13 protein-coding genes and 1 pseudogene are annotated in these 17,591 nt (G+C 66.4%); 5 read left to right on the top strand and 9 right to left on the bottom strand.

From position 1 onward, the window contains the following. Positions 1-211 precede the first annotated feature (211 nt). The 4 genes from ACEZDG_RS23645 to ACEZDG_RS23630 are packed head-to-tail and all read left to right on the top strand — an operon-like array spanning position 212 to position 5,469. Complete coding sequence (locus ACEZDG_RS23645; protein WP_380512798.1) at positions 212-1,753, top strand: TIR domain-containing protein; 1,542 nt, start codon at positions 212-214, stop codon at positions 1,751-1,753. Next, positions 1,678-2,505 carry an HAD-IA family hydrolase gene (locus ACEZDG_RS23640; protein WP_380512796.1) on the top strand — a complete coding sequence of 276 codons (828 nt, stop codon included), beginning with the start codon at positions 1,678-1,680 and terminating at the stop codon, positions 2,503-2,505. The genes ACEZDG_RS23645 and ACEZDG_RS23640 overlap by 76 nt, the downstream gene beginning before the upstream one ends. Positions 2,506-2,548: 43 nt before the next feature. Then, positions 2,549-3,985 (top strand): amidohydrolase family protein, encoded by a 1,437-nt coding sequence (locus tag ACEZDG_RS23635; protein ID WP_380512794.1) that lies wholly within the window; start codon positions 2,549-2,551, stop codon positions 3,983-3,985. Further along, positions 3,982-5,469, top strand: coding sequence for a hypothetical protein (locus ACEZDG_RS23630; RefSeq protein ID WP_380512792.1), 1,488 nt, complete (start codon positions 3,982-3,984; stop codon positions 5,467-5,469). Before ACEZDG_RS23635 ends, ACEZDG_RS23630 begins: the two co-directional genes overlap by 4 nt. A gap of 13 nt (positions 5,470-5,482) precedes the next feature. Here ACEZDG_RS23630 and ACEZDG_RS23625 read toward each other — a convergent pair whose 3' ends face one another. Then, complete coding sequence (locus ACEZDG_RS23625; RefSeq protein WP_380512790.1) at positions 5,483-5,968, bottom strand: toll/interleukin-1 receptor domain-containing protein; 486 nt, start codon at positions 5,966-5,968, stop codon at positions 5,483-5,485. A 580-nt stretch (positions 5,969-6,548) separates the two neighbouring features. Between ACEZDG_RS23625 and ACEZDG_RS23620 the strand changes: the two genes are divergently transcribed. Next, positions 6,549-7,865: a KamA family radical SAM protein gene (locus tag ACEZDG_RS23620; protein ID WP_380512788.1), complete on the top strand. Its 1,317-nt coding sequence runs from the start codon at positions 6,549-6,551 to the stop codon at positions 7,863-7,865. A 220-nt stretch (positions 7,866-8,085) separates the two neighbouring features. On the opposite strand, the gene gatB is transcribed toward ACEZDG_RS23620, so the two are convergent. The 8 genes and pseudogenes from gatB to ACEZDG_RS23580 form a co-directional block, all read right to left on the bottom strand. Next, a complete protein-coding gene (gene gatB, locus ACEZDG_RS23615; protein WP_380512786.1) occupies positions 8,086-9,585 on the bottom strand; it encodes an Asp-tRNA(Asn)/Glu-tRNA(Gln) amidotransferase subunit GatB in 1,500 nt (499 codons plus the stop codon). A 38-nt stretch (positions 9,586-9,623) separates the two neighbouring features. Continuing rightward, the gene (locus tag ACEZDG_RS23610) at positions 9,624-9,905 is read right to left on the bottom strand and encodes a hypothetical protein (RefSeq protein ID WP_380512784.1); all 282 of its coding nucleotides are present in this window, start codon (positions 9,903-9,905) and stop codon (positions 9,624-9,626) included. Then, the gene (gatA, locus tag ACEZDG_RS23605; RefSeq protein WP_380512782.1) at positions 9,902-11,404 is read right to left on the bottom strand and encodes an Asp-tRNA(Asn)/Glu-tRNA(Gln) amidotransferase subunit GatA; all 1,503 of its coding nucleotides are present in this window, start codon (positions 11,402-11,404) and stop codon (positions 9,902-9,904) included. Before gatA ends, ACEZDG_RS23610 begins: the two co-directional genes overlap by 4 nt. Before the next feature lie 4 nt (positions 11,405-11,408). Beyond that, a complete protein-coding gene (gene gatC / locus ACEZDG_RS23600; protein WP_030262330.1) occupies positions 11,409-11,705 on the bottom strand; it encodes an Asp-tRNA(Asn)/Glu-tRNA(Gln) amidotransferase subunit GatC in 297 nt (98 codons plus the stop codon). 137 nt (positions 11,706-11,842) lie between these two features. Beyond that, positions 11,843-13,381 (bottom strand): annotated as a pseudogene (locus ACEZDG_RS23595) (putative bifunctional diguanylate cyclase/phosphodiesterase); the annotation flags it as partial. 239 nt (positions 13,382-13,620) lie between these two features. Further along, positions 13,621-15,867, bottom strand: coding sequence for an NAD-dependent DNA ligase LigA (gene ligA, locus ACEZDG_RS23590; RefSeq protein WP_380512779.1), 2,247 nt, complete (start codon positions 15,865-15,867; stop codon positions 13,621-13,623). Continuing rightward, positions 15,868-16,881: a methionine synthase gene (locus tag ACEZDG_RS23585; protein ID WP_380512778.1), complete on the bottom strand. Its 1,014-nt coding sequence runs from the start codon at positions 16,879-16,881 to the stop codon at positions 15,868-15,870. Further along, positions 16,878-17,543: a TetR/AcrR family transcriptional regulator gene (locus tag ACEZDG_RS23580; RefSeq protein WP_380512776.1), complete on the bottom strand. Its 666-nt coding sequence runs from the start codon at positions 17,541-17,543 to the stop codon at positions 16,878-16,880. The genes ACEZDG_RS23585 and ACEZDG_RS23580 overlap by 4 nt, the downstream gene beginning before the upstream one ends. Positions 17,544-17,591: the final 48 nt, after the last annotated feature.

The following is a 17,591-nucleotide window of genomic DNA, read 5'->3' as shown; positions in this document are numbered from 1 at the left end:
CTGGCCCACCCACCCTGCGGCGAGCGTCCGCGCCCCGGCCCTCCGCCCTCTCACGAACCAACGCGGACGTCGATGGGCGCTTCCCCTTCAGCGAAGACCCCCGGTCGTTCAGGGGGCGGATTTCTGGAGAGCGGCTTCCTGTACACAGTCAACGACCGTGAGTAGTCTTTGTCCAGATACCACCCTACCCAGTCGTCGGCCAGGAGCGTGGATGGCGTCCAGCGTTACACCTTCCGAGTCGGCCGGCGAAGTGCTTCTAGGCAGAGAAGACAGTCGGGCTGATTTTTACATCAGCTATGCCGAAGTGGATCGCGAGTGGGCCGAATGGATCGCCTGGAATCTGGAAGAAGGCGGCTTTTCCACCATATTAAAGCAGTGGGATTTCCGCCCCGGCACCAATGTGATTCTTGAGATCCAGCGGGCGGCGCAGCATAGCATTAGAACGATTCTCGTGATGTCGAGCGCATATGAGATCGAACTGACGGCCGCCCATTGGGGACCAGCGTTCAACGAGGACAGGGGCGGACGCTTCGGAGCGATGCTGCCGGTTCGGGTGGAGAACGTACGACTGGCAGGCGTCATCGCAGACCTGATCAGCGTTGATTTTATTGGAGTTGATGAAGAGACGGCGCGGCGTCGACTGCTCGAGGCTGCCAAGGGTACGCGACAAAAACCGCTCACCGCTCCTTCTTTTCCAGGCCGCCTACGCACGGCCAACGCCGCGCTCAATGTTCCCGCCAGTGCTTCCGCCACCAGGGCCGAAGCACTGATCGCAGACGTCGTCGAGAAACTCAACCTGCACAGCATTCCACAACTCGCGCACCAGTGGATGCTGGAGGATCAGCTCGACAGCGGAGGCTGGGGCAGAAGCCAGAAAAGTCTGATGGCCAGTTTCGGTCGGGTGCCGCTCACTGACCTAGAATTCAACGAAGGAGGACTGTACAGCACCTATTCGGCGCTCGTGGCCCTGCGTGCACACGAGGCTGATGACGCCGCGTTCCTGCTCACCGATGCCGCCCAACGTGCCCTGAAGTATTTCATTGAACGGCAGGCCGCCGATGGTGGATTCGGGCGCCATGTGGAATCCGTAAGCGGGAGAGAGATCCACCAGTCCATCCGACACACCGCATTTGCTGTCTCCTCAATCATGATGCTGGAGGGTCCGCGACGAGCCGTAGATCTGGGTATCAAATTCCTGAAGCAACATGTATCGAATGCGCACTGGTCGGACGAAGCATCCCCCTCCACTGCCCCGGCCGCTCTGCTGGCGCTCGAAACGGGCGGTGGGATCACATTCGACGACGAGACAGTCGAGTTGTTGATCCAGGAGCTTGTCGAAGGTGCGGTCACATCAGTGCGAGCACCACTGTGGTCGCCTTATGGTGCGTATCCCCAAATGCTATTCGACACGGCGCTCTCCACGATCGACCTGCTGCCGAACCCGACACCGCCTCCGCTACTGTCCACAGTCACGCGAGCGATCCTCCATATCGTCTCGTTCGAACGAGACGGCGGAATCCCGTACCATCCAGGCTCCGAGCTGCCTGACATCGGACTGTCCTGCCTGCTGCTTTCCATTCTCCTGCGGCGCTTACTACTGGATGACGACCTGTCGTACCAAGTGCGAAGCAAGATGGAAAAAGTCGCACGGTCGACTGCTGATTTTATCACCAATTCATGGCTGGAAGAAAGATTCTGGAAACATACTTACACAAGCACAATTCAGGGGATCCTGAGAGTCGGAGTATCATGAATTCACGACTGCCGCAACTCAATGGTTACCGAGCCCTGGTATTCGACTTGGATGGCACACTGTACCCGTCCCTCCCAGACCTTGAGCGTCAGTACAAAGAATCTCTAAGGTTCACCGCGATGTCCGTTGCCAACTGTTCCGCCGCCGCTGCCGACTCGATTCTCCATGCAATGCGGGCGGCCGGCCAGCACGCCGTGGAGGGTTTGGCGCGGTTATCCGGCACGGATCCAAATGTACTACTCGAGGAGATCTACTTCCGTCTCGACCTGGCTGGAATCCGGGAGGATCGAGGCCTCGCCTCAGTTCTATCCATACTGGCCAGCCGCATCCGTCTGCTCGTTTTAACCAACTCTTCCAGAGGCCACGCCGAACGTGTCCTGGACCGTCTGGGCTTGGGCTGCCTACCCATTCGGACGTATGGTATGGAAGATGCCGATTTCAAACAGAAACCCGACCCCGTCGTATACCGGAAGCTGCTCCTGTCGGAGACCTTGACACCCACGCAGCTTCTCTATTTCGATGATGCGTCGGCAAATATTGACACGGCCTGCAGTATGGGCATATCAACAGTCCACATCGTTCCAGCCGCGACCCATCGGGGTGCCGTGGACCTCACGCTGCCGGCCACTGCACCGGCGTGGGCATCCTCCACTGTGGAAAGTTTCCTGCGAGAAGTCCTGACATCAAAGTCGTCCGGGGCAATTCCTTATGCTCCCCCCTCGGGTAGGACTGATCCCAGCAGCCCGGCTTAGGCCTACTCTGCTGAAAACACGCGCGATCACCGACGGAGGAAATATGTTCAGCTTTCCGCAGTCATCTGAGGTACGGGCGATCCGACGCGCCATCTCACACCCGATCGTGGATGGCGACAGTCATGTACTGGAACTCCTGCCGTTCATCCACGAGATTGCCCAGGAGCTGTCCGACACTGATACGGCGGATGCCATGCTCAGGCTCCTGTGTGATCGCTCCACCCGTCTCAACAGTGTTTCCTTAGCCGACAGGCGTAGTGCTGGGATCTGGCGCGGCAGTTGGTGGGGGGTACCCGCCGAAAATACCCTGGACCGGGCGACCACCACACTGCCGCGCCTCCTGCATAATCGCCTGGAACAGTTCGGCATCGACTTTCAATTGATCTATCCGACACTGGGGCTGCTGGTTTTCCTCGTCCAGGATCAGGATATTCGCAATCTGATGGCACGCAGCTTCAATACATATTACGCACGCATGTTCGACGGAGTGCGGGATCGCATCGAACCGGCAGCTGTAATCCCGATGCACACACCGGCAGAGGCCATCAACGAACTCCGGTACGCCGTGGAAACGCTCAGCTTTCGTACGGTCGTCATGACGGGCGTTGTCCCACGTCAGATCATCGGCAGCGGAGTCCCCGGTGCTACGTGGACCGATACTGTTGCATACGGAAGTGACTACGACTACGACCCGGTATGGGTGGAGTGCGAACGCCTGGGCGTCGTTCCCACCTTCCATGGCACTGGCATGGGATGGGGGTCACGCACCTCACCCAAAAATTATGTCTACAACCATCTGGGAAACTTCGCCGCAGCAAATGAAGCGTGCTGCCGAGCCATTGTGATGGGTGGCGCCGCCAGACGATTCCCCCAGCTCTCCTGGTGCTTTCTGGAAGGGGGTGTCTCCTGGGCCGCACAGTTGCAGGCAGACTTGATTGAACATTTTGAAAAGCGCGGCCCGGAATCGATATCACAATATGACCCCGGTCGGGTTGACTGGCCGCTCATGGCGAACCTGTACAAGGAGTATCGAAGCCCCCACATGGCTGACCGAGACGATATCTTCACCTCGCGAACGCCCTACTTGGCTGACCCCGCAGACGGCCGGCCCCTCCTGAACGATTTCGCGGAATCCGGATTGACCTCGCGGGATGATATCACAGACCTGTTCAAGCGCTTCTATTTCGGCTGCGAACCAGATGATCGACTCATTCCCCTGTCCTTCGACCGTCAGATCAATCCAGGTGATTCTCCGCTGAGGCCAGTTTTCGCTAGCGACATCGGCCATTGGGATGTTTCCGATGCACGCCAGGTTCTGCCAGAAATCTGGAGGCTCCGGAGAGAATGCGGAATAGGTGATACAGACTTCAAGGCGCTGACATTCACAAATATTGTGGAATGTTTGACCCGGGCCAACTCGAGCTTCTTCGAACGAACGACGATAGCCAATGAAGCAAGACTTCTTTCGAGGCATGGATGAACCAAAGAAGAAACGCACCGCAGGGCTACCTCGACCTAAAGCCCTTGATGCAGAGATCAATGCCAAACCCATCCCTGACAGCGGCGCTCCGCGCGCTCGTCACGCACATGCGAGCGGAGCAAATACTCTTCTACGATGACACGTGGCGTGGAATTCCCCAATTTCAACACTCTCTCATTCCTTCGACGATAGACTTTGAGCGCGCCGTGCTCCCTGCAGCCGCAGCATCCGCCGTCATCGACTCAGTGGCCATCTGCCGCAGGCTTCCCGCTCCACCAGAAATGGCCAGGGCAAGGTCGCTTACCGGTAGCCACTCCTTTCGAGTGCTCGCACTTTCCGGTGGCAGATGGGTGAACGTTGGCGCACTTGATCAAGAGGATCACTGGAAACGCTATGCCGCACAACAGGCGGGAGTAGACCTACCGGGCCCAGATGACTCTCGAATCCCTGAGCTGCTCTCCTGGCTGTCGTCAACACGTCAGACTCTGTTCCTCCCGTACCAGACCTTGGACTATCATTACCGCTGCTTCGGGGACCAAGTCCTTTTGTGCGACCCCGCTGACAGGCTCAACGACAAGGCGTTCGTAGCCCGTACATTGGTCGACGCGGGACTGAGGTCACAGGTGCCGGACGGAATACTGGTGAGACCGACCGATCCCGACACGTATGTTCACAATATTATTGAGGCCGTAGATATTTTCGCGGCCCGAGATATGGCTTCGTACATCAAGCTGTCCCAGCGCGGGGTTTCGGGGCTGGCCAATGTGGTTCCCAGCCAGGATCCGGTAGTCTACGAGATCAGTGCTCCGCACGAGGCCAGAATTACCCGGATGCGTCAGATTCTCAGCGAGAGGAGAATCGACTCCCGACAGGAGACAGCCACTATTGATGAGCGTCTACCAAAGGGCAGCGATGAGATGGGGCCCCGTGAGTTCACCGTTGGCGGACTCCTAGTGGATGGCGACTTCTATCCGTGCTACGTCGGTAGGAATGTCAATTCTCCGACCGATGCCACAAACAGGATGATTCACTCGAACACTTCCGAACTCGTAGGCCTCGACGACTCCACGTACCAGCGCATAATAGGAGTCGCCGCATGCATCTCGGAAGCGCTTGTAGGGATCGGCTACAGGACCGGATACAGTTATATCGACGTAATTATCACGACGGATGGCAGGATTGTTGCTACCGACTTCAATATGCGTAGAGGGCTGCGTTCTGCTGGTGAAGCTTGGATATCCCGCTACAACGGTGCCTTCTATACCAAGACATTCGATGTCGGAAGCGCGATCACCGCGCCGTCCTTGAGGACGCTCGCAGATCACTTCAGCGAAATCGACGTGGTGTGGTACGGAACTCCGGCCCCGGCAGCATCACCTATGGTTTCAGTCATAGCTCCCATGACTCCCGGGGCTTGCGTGGAGGCCCTCGACGCCTCAATCGGGGCCGTCCTCGCCGAACTGGCCGGGCCGCCCACGAGATGACTGCGCCCGATGGTTACGGCGTGATCGTTGCCGTACCGGGAAAAGACGGCCTGTGGCCAGGCTTCACGCGACCGGGCCGGACACCGTCGATGAGTCGGTTCCGGGCGGAGTTCTCGTCCATTCCATAGACCTTGATATGAATGATCGTACTGAGCAGGCCAGCAGGCTGGCATTGGCGAACCATCACTGGAACAAGCGCGCGTCGTAGTCCCTGCGGGTCGGCCGCGAAAACCGCTGCCCATTCGGGCTGCGTAAAGCTCGCCGCGAGAAATTCGTCGGAAAGAACTGCAACAAGGCGCTCTGCGTACTCAAGTGCGCGCTGCATCTCCATGACAAAATTTCCACCCGGCCGGAAATCCCATGACTGCATGACGGTCGTATAGCCAGCCTCCTCAAGGGTCCAGGTGATCCACTCGGCCCATGACTCGTCGGCCGAATTATACGAGACGAAGAAGTCGACTTTCGAGCTAACCGCCATCATTGCCCCCTTTATTCCCACGGCGGGGGATCCACCTGACTACACCACGGGTGGGCTGCCATGGGGAGGAATGCCCATCTGTCACTCATACTACTCCGTGGTTGCTTGCTGATCCATGGCCCTTGGCTCAACTGTCGCCGTGTTTCCGGGGGTTGACGGCGGGGAGTGGGTTGCCGTGGCGACGGTCGTGCGCGGCAGCCGGCGCAGGACTGGTACTCGGTGCGCCACTGGTGCTGCCGGAGTTGGTGGTCGTTGCTGTGACGGGGCATCAGGACGGTCAGAGATACGGAGCGTAGCCAGTACCGGGACGGAGAGTCGGATGACAGGCAGCAGGGACTGGACGGCTCGGGCAGGGGTCAGCCGCCGGGCCGATCTCCATTCACTGGTCCAGCAAGCCGCCGATGCGAGCCAATTCTTCATCGGTACCCAGCAGGCCCACGCCCTCGGAGATCCTTCGAGGCTTGGGAATTCATGGCCCGCGCGACTGGTAAGCATGAAGATTAATAGTGAGCCTCTGCTGGCATCCACGCGTTTTGCATTGCCATCACCAGTGGTTGTGACACCAGTCCGTACATCATCGGCACCAGAGAAGGGTCCGCGAGTGACATTGCTCGTCAACACACCGTTCGCCGAGTCGGCCGATATGTCGGCGCCCACCACGCACCGCTTCCGTGCCTACACCACCAAGCACCTCGATGAGTTGGTTGCCCGAACCGGACTCGGGCCCGAGGCGAGGCTCGCGATTCGAGCCGTGGCCACGGTCCTGCCCTTCCGGACGAACACTTACGTGGTGGATGAGCTGATCGACTGGTCCGCTGCCCCCAACGACCCGATCTACCGGCTCGTCTTCCCCCAGGAGGACATGCTGCCCGAATCGGATGTGGCCCGGATCGCGGACCTGCTCCGCCGAGAGGTACCGAGCCACGAGATCCAGCGCGCAGCCCATGAGGTCAGGATGAAGCTGAACCCGCATCCCGCCGGGCAGATGGAGCTGAACGTCCCCGACGAGATGGAGGGCATCCAGCACAAGTACCGAGAGACGGTGCTGTTCTTCCCCAAGCAGGGCCAGACTTGCCATTCATACTGCACGTACTGCTTCCGCTGGGCGCAGTTCGTCGGAGAGCCGAATCTGAAATTCGCCTCCGACGACGTCGAGAACCTGCGTAACTATCTGCTGGCACATCCGGACGTCACCAGCGTACTCATCACTGGCGGCGATCCCATGATCATGAGTGAGCCAGTTCTCAAGCGCTACATTGAGCCGCTACTGGAACTGCCGCAGCTCGAATCGATCCGGATCGGGAGCAAGGCCCTGGCGTACTGGCCGCAGCGGTTCGTGACCGACCCGGACGCCGACGACACGCTCCGGCTGTTCGAGCGGGTCGTCGGCGCCGGAAAGAATCTCGCCTTCATGGCGCACTTCAGCCATCCGCGGGAGATGGCACCGCGGCTGCTCTCCGAGGCAGTCCGCCGCATCCATTCAACGGGCGCGATCATCCGGACGCAGGCCCCTCTGATTCGATCGATCAACGACAACCCCGGCGACTGGTCGGACATGTGGCGGCAACAGCACGCCATGGGGATGATCCCCTACTACATGTTCGTCGAGCGCGACACCGGCCCTCAAGATCACTTCGCCGTCCCGCTCGGCCGCGCGTACGAGATCTTCCGGGATGCCTACGCCTCAGTCTCCGGCCTCTGCCGGACCGTCCGCGGCCCGTCCATGTCGGCCGTGCCCGGCAAGGTGTGTGTCGAGGGCGTCACGGAGATCAACGGCGAGCGGCTGTTTGTGCTCCGGCTCATCCAGGCGCGCGACGCGTCGCTGGTGGGGCGGCCGTTCTTTGCTCACTACGACTCGGAAGCGAAATGGTTGTCGGACCTGAAGCCGGCCCTCGCAGACAAGTTCCCCTTCGAATAATAGAGGGCGTCGTTTTCGGGGAACCGACCTGTTGAGCCTTCTCCAGGCGGACGGCGAGGCCCTTGAACCGGATGCATGCTAGTCGCCAGGGCAAAGCTCGTGCGTTCGCCCTTGCGGCCGTGCCAGGTGCACAGTTCCTCGTCGCGGGCAGGCGTGGGACGAAGGCCCGGGGTCCCCCCTGTGGGGGAGATGACCCCGGGCCCCCTGCCGTCTTTGAGCCTCAGCCGAGGCGCTCCATGATCAGTTCCTTGACCCTGGCCGCGTCCGCCTGGCCGCGGGTGGCCTTCATGACCGCGCCGACCAGCGCGCCGGCCGCGGCGAGCTTGCCGTCGCGGATCTTGTCGGCGATGCCCGGGTTGGCCGCGATGGCCTCGTCCACGGCCGTGCCCAGCGCCGAGTCGTCGGAGACCACGGCCAGGCCGCGCTTGGCGACCACCTGGTCCGGGTCGCCCTCGCCGTCGAGGACGCCCTCGATCACCTGCCGGGCCAGCTTGTCGTTCAGCGCGCCCTCGGCCACCAGCGCGCAGACCCTGGCGACCTGCGCCGGGGTGATCGGCTGGGCGCCGAGCTCGCTGCCCGACTCGTTGGCGCGGCGGGCGATCTCGCCCATCCACCACTTGCGGGCCTGGTCGGCGGGGGCGCCGGCGGTGATGGTGTCCAGGATCGGCTCGATCGCGCCGGCGTTCAGCGCCGACTGCATCTCCTGGTCGGAGATGCCCCACTCGGCCTGCAGCCGGTCCCGCCGCACCCGCGGCATCTCCGGCAGCGCGGCCCGCAGCTCGTCCACCCACTCCCGGGACGGGGCCACCGGCACCAGGTCGGGCTCGGGGAAGTAGCGGTAGTCCTCGGCGTTGTCCTTGATCCGCCCGGCGGTGGTGCTGCCGTCCTCCTCGTGGAAGTGGCGGGTCTCCTGGACGATGCTGCCGCCGTCGTTCAGCACCGCGGCGTGCCGCCGGATCTCGAACCTGGCGGCCCGTTCGACGCTGCGCAGCGAGTTGACGTTCTTGGTCTCCGAGCGGGTGCCGAACTGCTCGCGGCCGTGCGGACGCAGCGACAGGTTGACGTCGCAGCGCATCTGGCCCTTGTCCATCCGGGCCTCGGACACGCCCAGCGCCTTGATCACCTCGCGCAGCTCGGCCACGTACGCCTTGGCCACCTCGGGGGCGCGGCTGCCCGCGCCCTCGATCGGCTTGGTGACGATCTCGATCAGCGGGATGCCGGCCCGGTTGTAGTCCAGCAGCGAGTGCGAGGCGCCGTGGATCCGGCCGGTCGCGCCGCCGATGTGGGAGGACTTGCCGGTGTCCTCCTCCATGTGGGCGCGCTCGATCTGCACCCGGAAGACCTCGCCGTCCTCCAGCGTGACGTCCAGGTAGCCGTTGAAGGCGATCGGCTCGTCGTACTGGGAGGTCTGGAAGTTCTTGGGAATGTCCGGGTAGAAGTAGTTCTTCCGAGCAAAGCGGCACCACTCGGCGATCTCGCAGTTCAGCGCGAGCCCGATCTTGATCGCGGACTCCACGCCGATCGCGTTCACCACCGGCAGCGACCCGGGAAGCCCCAGGCAGATCGGGCACACCTGTGAGTTGGGCTCGGCGCCCAGCTCGGTGGAGCAGCCGCAGAACATCTTGGTGGCGGTTCCCAGCTCGATGTGGACCTCAAAGCCCATCACGGGGTCGTACGTCGCCAGCGCCTCGTCGTACGGCACCAGGTCAATGACGCTCACTGCTGCGTCCCCTCTTCGTCGTTCACGTGCACGGATGCTCAGCCGAGCAGGATGTCGTCGTCGCCGAGCTGGCGCAGTTCGCGGAGCAGCAGGGCGGTGCCGGTGACCAGGGCCACCGCGGCGACGGCGGCGTTGACCAGCTTCAGCGTGTCGCCCTCGGCGCGGGCCTTGCGGATGTCCTTGAAGACCCCGAAGGCGCCGAAGGCGCTGCCGCCGATGCCGAACAGGATGCCGGGCTTGGAGTGCTTGAAGCCCTTGAGCTGCTTGGCCTTGCCGGCTGTCGCGGAAAGGCCGCTCTTCTTCTCGATGGTCGACGTCATAGTGCCGGTGCCTCCTCCAGCAGGGGGTGTCCCCACTTGTCGTTGAGTGCCGCCTCGACCGCCGCACCTACCCGGTACAGCCGGTCGTCAGCCAGGGCGGGGGCGATGATCTGCAGGCCGACCGGGAGATTGTCCTCCGGGGCGAGCCCGCAGGGCACCGACATGGCCGCGTTGCCGGCCAGGTTCGACGGAATGGTGCAGAGGTCCGCCAGGTACATCGCCATCGGGTCGTCGGCACGCTCGCCGATCGGGAAGGCGGTGGTCGGGGTGGTCGGCGAGACCAGGACGTCGACCTCGGCGAAGGCGCGGTCGAACTCCCGGGTGATCAGGGTCCGCACCTTCTGCGCCGAGCCGTAGTAGGCGTCGTAGTAGCCGGAGGACAGGGCGTAGGTGCCCAGGATGATCCGGCGCTTGACCTCGGGGCCGAACCCGGCGGCCCGGGTCAGCGCGGTGACGTCCTCGGCCGAGCGGCTGCCGTCGTCGCCGACCCGCAGCCCGTACCGCATGGCGTCGAAGCGGGCCAGGTTGGAGCTGGCCTCGGACGGCGCGATCAGGTAGTACGCGGGCAGCGCGTAGGTGAAGGACGGGCAGGACAGCTCGACCACGGTCGCGCCGAGCGCCCGCAGCACCTCCACGGACTCGTTGAAGCGCTGCATCACCCCCGGCTGGTAGCCCTCGCCGGAGAACTCCTTGACCACGCCGACCCGCAGGCCCTTGAGGTCGCCGTGGGCGCCGTTGCGGGCGGCCTCGACCAGCGGGAGCACCGGGGTGTCGATGGAGGTGGAGTCCAGCGGGTCGTGCCCGGCGATGGCCTCGTGCAGCAGCGCCGCGTCCAGCACGGTACGGGCGCAGGGCCCGCCCTGGTCCAGCGAGGAGGAGAAGGCGATCAGGCCGTAGCGGGAGACCGTGCCGTAGGTCGGCTTGACGCCGACGGTGCCGGTGACCGCGCCGGGCTGGCGGATCGAGCCGCCGGTGTCGGTGCCGATGGCCAGCGGGGCCTCGTAGGCGGCCAGGGCCGCGGCGGAGCCGCCGCCGGAGCCGCCGGGGATCCGGGAGAGGTCCCAGGGGTTGCCGGTGGGGCCGTAGGCGCTGTTCTCGGTGGAGGACCCCATGGCGAACTCGTCCATGTTGGTCTTGCCGAGGATGACCACGCCGGCCTGCTTGAGCCGGCTGGTCAGGGTCGCGTCGTAGGGCGGGACCCAGCCTTCGAGGATCCTGGATCCGGCGGTGGTGGGGACGCCCTTGGTGGTGAAGACGTCCTTGAGCGCCAGCGGGACCCCGGCCAGCGGGCCGAGCTCCTCGCCCTTGGCCCGCCTGTCGTCCACGGCGCGGGCCGCGGCGAGCGCGCCCTCGGTGTCGACGTGCAGGAAGGCGTGCACCTTCTCGTCGACGGCGCCGATCCGGTCCAGGTGCGCCTGGGCCACCTCGACCGCGGAGACCTCGCCCTTGGCGATGGCGGCGGCGGTGTCGGCGGCGGTGCTGTGAATGAGGTCGGTCATGCTGTTAGTCCTCCCCGAGGATCTGGGGCACGCGGAAGCGCTGCTCCTCCGCGGCCGGGGCGCCGGCCAGGGCCTCGGCGGGCGTGAGCGAAGGGCGGACCACGTCCGGGCGCATGACGTTGGTCAGCGGCAGCGGGTGCGAGGTCGGCGGTACGTCTTCGGCGGCGATCTCGCTGACGCGGGCGACCGCGTCGACGATGTCGTTGAGCTGCTCGGCGAAGTGGTCCAGCTCTTCGGCCTTGAGCTCCAGCCGCGACAGCCGGGCGAGGTGGGCGACCTCCTCGCGCGTAATGCCAGGCATGCAGCGATCCCCTTCGGGGTGGTGAGTATCCGGTTACCGGCCCCAGTCTATTGACAGCGGGGCAGGGCCCATCCTACGGACGCCGCCGCCACCGCCGCACAGCCGTTTCGGGCGGGGGCCGATCAGGCGGTGCCGGATCAGGCGGGGGCGACGGAGCCGTAGGGCTGCGGCGGGATCAGCGGGGCGGCGGCGTTGCGGATCCGGAGCCAGGCGGTGGCCTGGTCGCCGGGGAGGGCGGCGGAGACCAGCCAGCCCTGGACCGCGTCGCAGCCCATGGCGTGCAGCCGCTCCCAGGTCTCGTCGTCCTCGACGCCCTCGGCGACCACGGTCAGCCCGAGCGAGTGGGCCAGCTGGACCGAGCAGCGGACCACGGCCGCGTCGTGGTCGTCGGCGACCATCCGGCTGACGAAGGAGCGGTCGATCTTCAGCTCGCCGACCGGCAGTCGGCGCAGCCGGACCAGCGAGCTGTAGCCGGTGCCGAAGTCGTCCAGGGACATGCCGACCCCGTGGCCGCGCAGTTCCTCCAGGGTGTCGGCGGCGAGCTGGCCGTCCTCCAGCAGCAGCCGCTCGGTGATCTCCAGCTGCAGTGCGCCGGCCGGGAGCTGGTGCCGGGCCAGCCGGTCGGCGATGGAGCGGGCGAAGCCGGGGCGGAGCACGTCGCGGGGCGAGACATTGACGGCGACCTGGACCGCCATGCCCTCGGCCCGCCAGGCCGCGAGCTGGGTGACCGCGGCCTCCAGCACGTAGTCGGTGAGCCGGGGCATCAGCCCGCTGGACTCGGCCAGGCCGACGAACTCCTCGGGGTTGACCGGGCCGTGGCCCTCGCGGTTCCAGCGGACCAGGGCCTCAAGGCCGACCACATGGCCGTCGAAGGCGACCTTGGGCTGGTAGTGGATCTTCACCTGGTCGGTGTCCAGGGCCCGCCGCAGATCTCCGAGCAGGCCGAGCCGCTGCGGCGTGTCGGCGTCCTGCTCCGGGCGGTAGCCCTCGACCCCGCTGCGGGTGCGCTGGGCGTGCGCCATGGCCACGTCGGCGCGGCGGAGCAGGGTCTCGGCGTCGGCCGCGTCGGCGGGGGTGACCGCCACGCCCGCGCTGGACTCCAGCACCAGCTGCAGGCCGTCCAGGTACACCGGCGCGGCCAGTTCGGCGACCAGGGCCCGGGCGGTGCGGACCGGGTGCTCCCCGGCGTCGGGCAGCAGCACCGCGAACTCGTCGCCGGAGAGCCGGGCCACCAGCGGGAGCGGGGCGGCGGCGCCGACCGGGCTGTCCTCCACCGCGCGGCGCAGCCGACGGCCGACCTGGACCAGCAGCCGGTCGCCGACGGCATGGCCGAGGGTGTCGTTGAGGGAGCGGAAGCGGTCCAGGTCGAAGACGATCAGCGCCACCCGGCGGCCCGGGTGCTGCTCGGCATGGGCGATGGCGGTGCGGGCGGCGCGCAGCAGAGCGTCCCGGTTGGCCAGCCCGGTGAGCGGGTCGGTGGCCTGGTCCCTGGCCCGCTCCCTGGCGATGTGCCAGGCGGCGTAGAGGACGGCCAGCGGCACCGCGAACAGCGGCAGGAGCCGGGGGTCGTGACGGGTGGTGAGCAGGGCGAGCGGCAGCAGCGGCGCCGCTCCCACGACCAGCATGCCGATCAGAGCGGCGGCCCTGACCCGCGGCCCGGCCCGGCCCGTACCCGGGGCACGGCCGAGCCTCGACGTGCGCTCCATGAAGTGGTCCTCTTGTTCCCCGTTCGCCCGCTGAGGGAGCGGGTTGTTTTCAAGGGTAAAGCCGGGACTTCTGGAGTGGCAGTGAATCGGACAGCTGTAACACAGCGGTGTCGTTACCGGCAGGTCCGGGCTGCGTTTTGCCCAGCATGCCCGTATTTGCCTTTGCGTTAAGTAACTTGACGAGGCGTTAGATCACTTTTGACAGTAATTCAGGGTGCCTCCTCGACTACGGGGAGTGCTGCCGCCCTGGCCGCGTCCGCCCCTTCGGCGAGCAGCACCTCGAAGCCCTCGTCGTCCAGCACGGCGAGCTTCAGCTGCATCGCCTTCTCGTACTTGGAACCGGGGTTGTCGCCGACCACCACGAAGTCGGTCTTCTTGGAGACGGCGCTGGTGACCTTGGCCCCGCGCGCCTGCAGTGCCTCCTTGGCGCCGTCCCTGGTGTGCGCGGCGAGGGTGCCGGTGACCACCACGGTCAGCCCCTCCAGCGGGCGCGGACCCTCCTCCTCGCCGCCCTCCTCGACGAATTGGACGCCGGCGGCGCGCCACTTCTCGATGATCTCCCGGTGCCAGTCCTCGGCGAACCAGGCGGTGATCGCCGCGGCGATCCCGGGCCCGACCCCCTCGGTGGCCGCGAGCTCCTCCTCGGAGGCGGCGGCGATCCGGTCCAGGTCGCGGAACTCCCTGGCCAGGGCCTGTGCGGCGACCGGCCCCACCCGCCTGATGGACAGTCCGTTGACGAACCGCCACAGCTGGCTCTGCTTGGCCGCCTCCAGGTTCTCCAGCATCAGCACGGCGGTCTTCTTGGGCTCGCCCTTGAGATTGGCGAAAAACGAGACGACCTTCTGCTCGCCGGTGGTCTCGTCCACCTTGGGCAGACCGGTCTTGGGATCGCGCACCAGCGCCCGGATCGGGAGCAGCTGGTCCATCGACAGGTCGAAGATGTCGCCCTCGTTGGTCAGCGGCGGCGTGGCCGGCTCCAACGGCTGGGTCAGCGCGACCGCGGCCACGTAGCCGAAGTTGTCGACGTCCAGCGACTCCCGGCCGCAGAGGTAGGCGATCCGCTCGCGGATCTGGGCCGGGCAGTAGCGGGCGTTGGGGCAGCGCAGGTCGATGTCCCCCTCCGCCATCGGGCGCAGTTCGCTGCCGCACTCGTGGCAGTGGGTCGGCATGACGAACTCGCGCTCGCTGCCGTCCCGCAGGTCCTCCACCGGGCCGAGGATCTCCGGGATGATCTCGCCCGCCTTGCGCAGCACCACGGTGTCCCCGAGCAGCACCCCCTTGCTCTTGACCACCTCCTGGTTGTGCAGGGTGGCGTACTGCACCATCGACCCGGCGATCAGCACCGGCTCGGCCAGCACCGCGAACGGGGTGGCCCGGCCGGTGCGGCCGATGCCGACCTCGATCCGCTCCAACTTGCCGACCGCCTCCTCCGGCGGGTACTTCCAGGCGATGGCCCAGCGCGGCGACTTGGAGGTGGCGCCGAGCCGCCCCTGCAGTGCGATCTCGTCGACCTTGACCACCACGCCGTCGATCTCGTGCTCGACCGAGTGCCGGTTCTTGTCGCCGTAGTAGGCGATGAACTCCTTCACCTCGGCCAGTGAGCCGACCACCTTGTTGTGCCGGGCGGTGGGCAGCCCCCAGGCGTGCAGCAGCTCGTAGGCGTGCGACTGGCAGTCGATGTCGAAGCCCTCGCGCGCCCCGATGCCGTGCACCAGCATCCGCAGCGGCCGGCCCGCGGTGGCCTGCGGGTCCTTCATCCGGAGCGATCCGGCGGCGGTGTTCCGGGGGTTGGAGTAGAGCTTCTCCAGCGCGTGCGGGCGCTTGCCCTCGGCGAGCAGCCGGACGTTCTCCTCCTTGCGCCGCTCGTTCTCCGCCACCAGCGCGGCGTTGAACCGCTCGAAGTCCTCGGTCGACATGTAGACCTCGCCGCGGATCTCCACCAGGGCCGGCGGGTTCTCCCCGGCCAGCTGCTCCGGGATGTCGGCGATGGTACGGGCGTTGGCGGTGATGTCCTCGCCGACCCGGCCGGTGCCCCGGGTGGCGGCGCGGGTCAGCCGACCGTGCTCGTAGGTCAGGTTGATGGCCAGCCCGTCGATCTTCAGCTCGCACAGGAAGTGGTACGGCTGGCCGGCCAGGTCACGCTCTATCCGCTCGCCCCAGGCGTCCAGTTCCTCGTCGGTGAAGGCGTTGTCCAGGCTGAGCAGCCGCTCCCGGTGGGTGACCTTGGCGAAGTCCTCGGAGAGCGCCCCGCCGACCTGCTGGGTCGGCGAGTCCTGGGTGCGCAGCTCCGGGCGGCGCTCCTCGATCGCCTCCAGCTCCCGCATCAGCAGGTCGAACTCGGCGTCACTGATGGTGGCCGCGTCATGGGCGTAGTAGCGGGTGCGGTGGTCCTGCAGCTCCTGCGCCAACTGCGCGTGCCTTGCCCGGTCCGCGTCGGTCACGCCACTCTCCTCCATCTACTCCGGGTTGTCGGCCAGGCTCTGCGCAGCGGTCACGCTGTGTGACAACGCGAGCCGTGCGTACGCCGGGGAGGCCCCGGCCAGACCGCAGCTGGGGGTCACCACGACGCGTCGGGCCAGCAGACCGGGGTCGAGACCCAGCCTGCGCCACAACGTCCTGACACCGCTGACACTACCGGCCGGGTCTGACAGAGCAGGTCCGACGGCGGGCACCACACCGGCGAAAAGCACGGTGCCGTCCTCCACCGCCTCGCCGATGGCGTCGTCGTCACGTTCCGTCAGCAGAGCGAAGTCCAGCGAGACCCCGGCCGCGCCCGCGCGGCGCAGCAGCGGCAGCGGGACGTCCGCGGCGCAGCAGTGCACGATCACCGGCAGGTCCAGCGGGCCGATCAGCGAGCGCAGCGTCTCCTCGGCGACCTGCCGGTCGACCGCGCGCAGCCGCTGCCAGCCGCTGGCGGTGGGCACCCGGGCGGACAGCACGGCCGGCAGCGAGGGCTCGTCCAGCTGCAGCACCAGCTGCGCGCCGGGGATCCGCCGGCGGAGGTCCGCCAGGTGCAGCCGCAGGCCCTCGGCCAGCGAGGCGGCGATGTCGCGGACGGCGCCGGGGTCGGCCAGCGCCTTCTCCCCGCGCTGCAGTTCCACGCTCGCGGCCAGGGTCCACGGGCCGACCGCCTGGATCTTCAGCGGCCCGGTCCAGCCCTGGGTGTGCTCCTCCAGCGCGTCCAGGTCCTCGCCGAGCCAGGAGCGGGCCCGGCGGGTGTCCCGCCCCGGGTGGTCGCCGAAGCGCCAGCCGGACGGCTCGACCCGGGCGAACAGCTCCACCAGCAGGCCCAGGCTGCGCCCGACCATGTCCGCGCCGGGGCCCCGGTCGGGGAGTTCGGGCAGGTGGGGCAGGGCTTCCAGCGAGCCGGTGACGGTCTTCGCGGCCTCGCGGGCGTCCGTCCCCGGCATCGAGCCGATGCCGGTCGCCCCGGGTCCTGCCAACTGCGGAAACGTGCTCTCAGCGCTCACCCGGGCAGCGTACGGGAGCCGGACGGCTCCGTGCCGTCCCCGGCGCCGGCGATCGCGGCGATCATGCGCTGGAGGTCGGCCAGGTCGGCCTCGAACTCGGCGGACCAGTCCACCGGCCGGTCCAGCCAGGGGGCCAGCGCGGCATGGCCGGGCAGGACGCCCTCGGGCAGCTGGCCCCGGCGTCCGCGCGGGTCCAGCGTGCCGGGACCGAACCGGCCCCCGGCCTCGGACGCGGCGAAGCCCAGCATGAACGTGCTGACCAGGCGCTCGATCCGGGGCACCTGCGCCGGCGGGACCCCGGCCGCGAGCAGCGCGGTGTAGATCGCGTCCACGAAGCGCACCGCCTCGGGGGTGACCGCAGGGCGGCCGAACATCAGGTTCACCGCCCAGGGGTGCCGCGCGACCATCACCCGCGCCTGCCGGGCGTAGGCGGCGAGCAGGGCGGGCCACTCCCCCTCCGCCTCCATCGCCGGGACCAGGTCGCCGAGCAGCCGTCCGACCATCCCGTCCAGCAGCGCGGCCTTACTGCCGACGTGCGGGTACAGCGCCATCGGGGTGACCCCGACCCGCTCGGCCACGGCCCGCATGGAGACCCCGGCGAGCCCGCGCTCGTCGGCGATCAGCAGCGCTGCGTCGAGGATCTCTTGCCTTCGCCCACTCATGGCTCTACAGTGTAGATCTATACAGCGTAGATCATTTACTGGGACCGG

Origin of the sequence: Streptacidiphilus alkalitolerans (genome assembly GCF_042511045.1) — a bacterium.
GTDB lineage: Bacteria > Actinomycetota > Actinomycetes > Streptomycetales > Streptomycetaceae > Streptacidiphilus > Streptacidiphilus alkalitolerans.
This window is presented reverse-complemented; position numbering and strand designations above follow the sequence as displayed.

What these genes read in the sequence shown, in the direction of transcription:
- ACEZDG_RS23645 (WP_380512798.1), top strand. Translation starts at nt 212, where the DNA reads ATGGCGTCCAGCGTTACACCTTCCGAGTCGGCCGGCGAAGTGCTTCTA.
- ACEZDG_RS23640 (WP_380512796.1), top strand. Translation starts at nt 1,678, where the DNA reads ATGGCTGGAAGAAAGATTCTGGAAACATACTTACACAAGCACAATTCA.
- ACEZDG_RS23635 (WP_380512794.1), top strand. Translation starts at nt 2,549, where the DNA reads ATGTTCAGCTTTCCGCAGTCATCTGAGGTACGGGCGATCCGACGCGCC.
- ACEZDG_RS23630 (WP_380512792.1), top strand. Translation starts at nt 3,982, where the DNA reads ATGAACCAAAGAAGAAACGCACCGCAGGGCTACCTCGACCTAAAGCCC.
- ACEZDG_RS23610 (WP_380512784.1), bottom strand. Translation starts at nt 9,905, where the DNA reads ATGACGTCGACCATCGAGAAGAAGAGCGGCCTTTCCGCGACAGCCGGC.
- gatA (WP_380512782.1), bottom strand. Translation starts at nt 11,404, where the DNA reads ATGACCGACCTCATTCACAGCACCGCCGCCGACACCGCCGCCGCCATC.
- gatC (WP_030262330.1), bottom strand. Translation starts at nt 11,705, where the DNA reads ATGCCTGGCATTACGCGCGAGGAGGTCGCCCACCTCGCCCGGCTGTCG.
- ligA (WP_380512779.1), bottom strand. Translation starts at nt 15,867, where the DNA reads ATGGAGGAGAGTGGCGTGACCGACGCGGACCGGGCAAGGCACGCGCAG.
- ACEZDG_RS23580 (WP_380512776.1), bottom strand. Translation starts at nt 17,543, where the DNA reads ATGAGTGGGCGAAGGCAAGAGATCCTCGACGCAGCGCTGCTGATCGCC.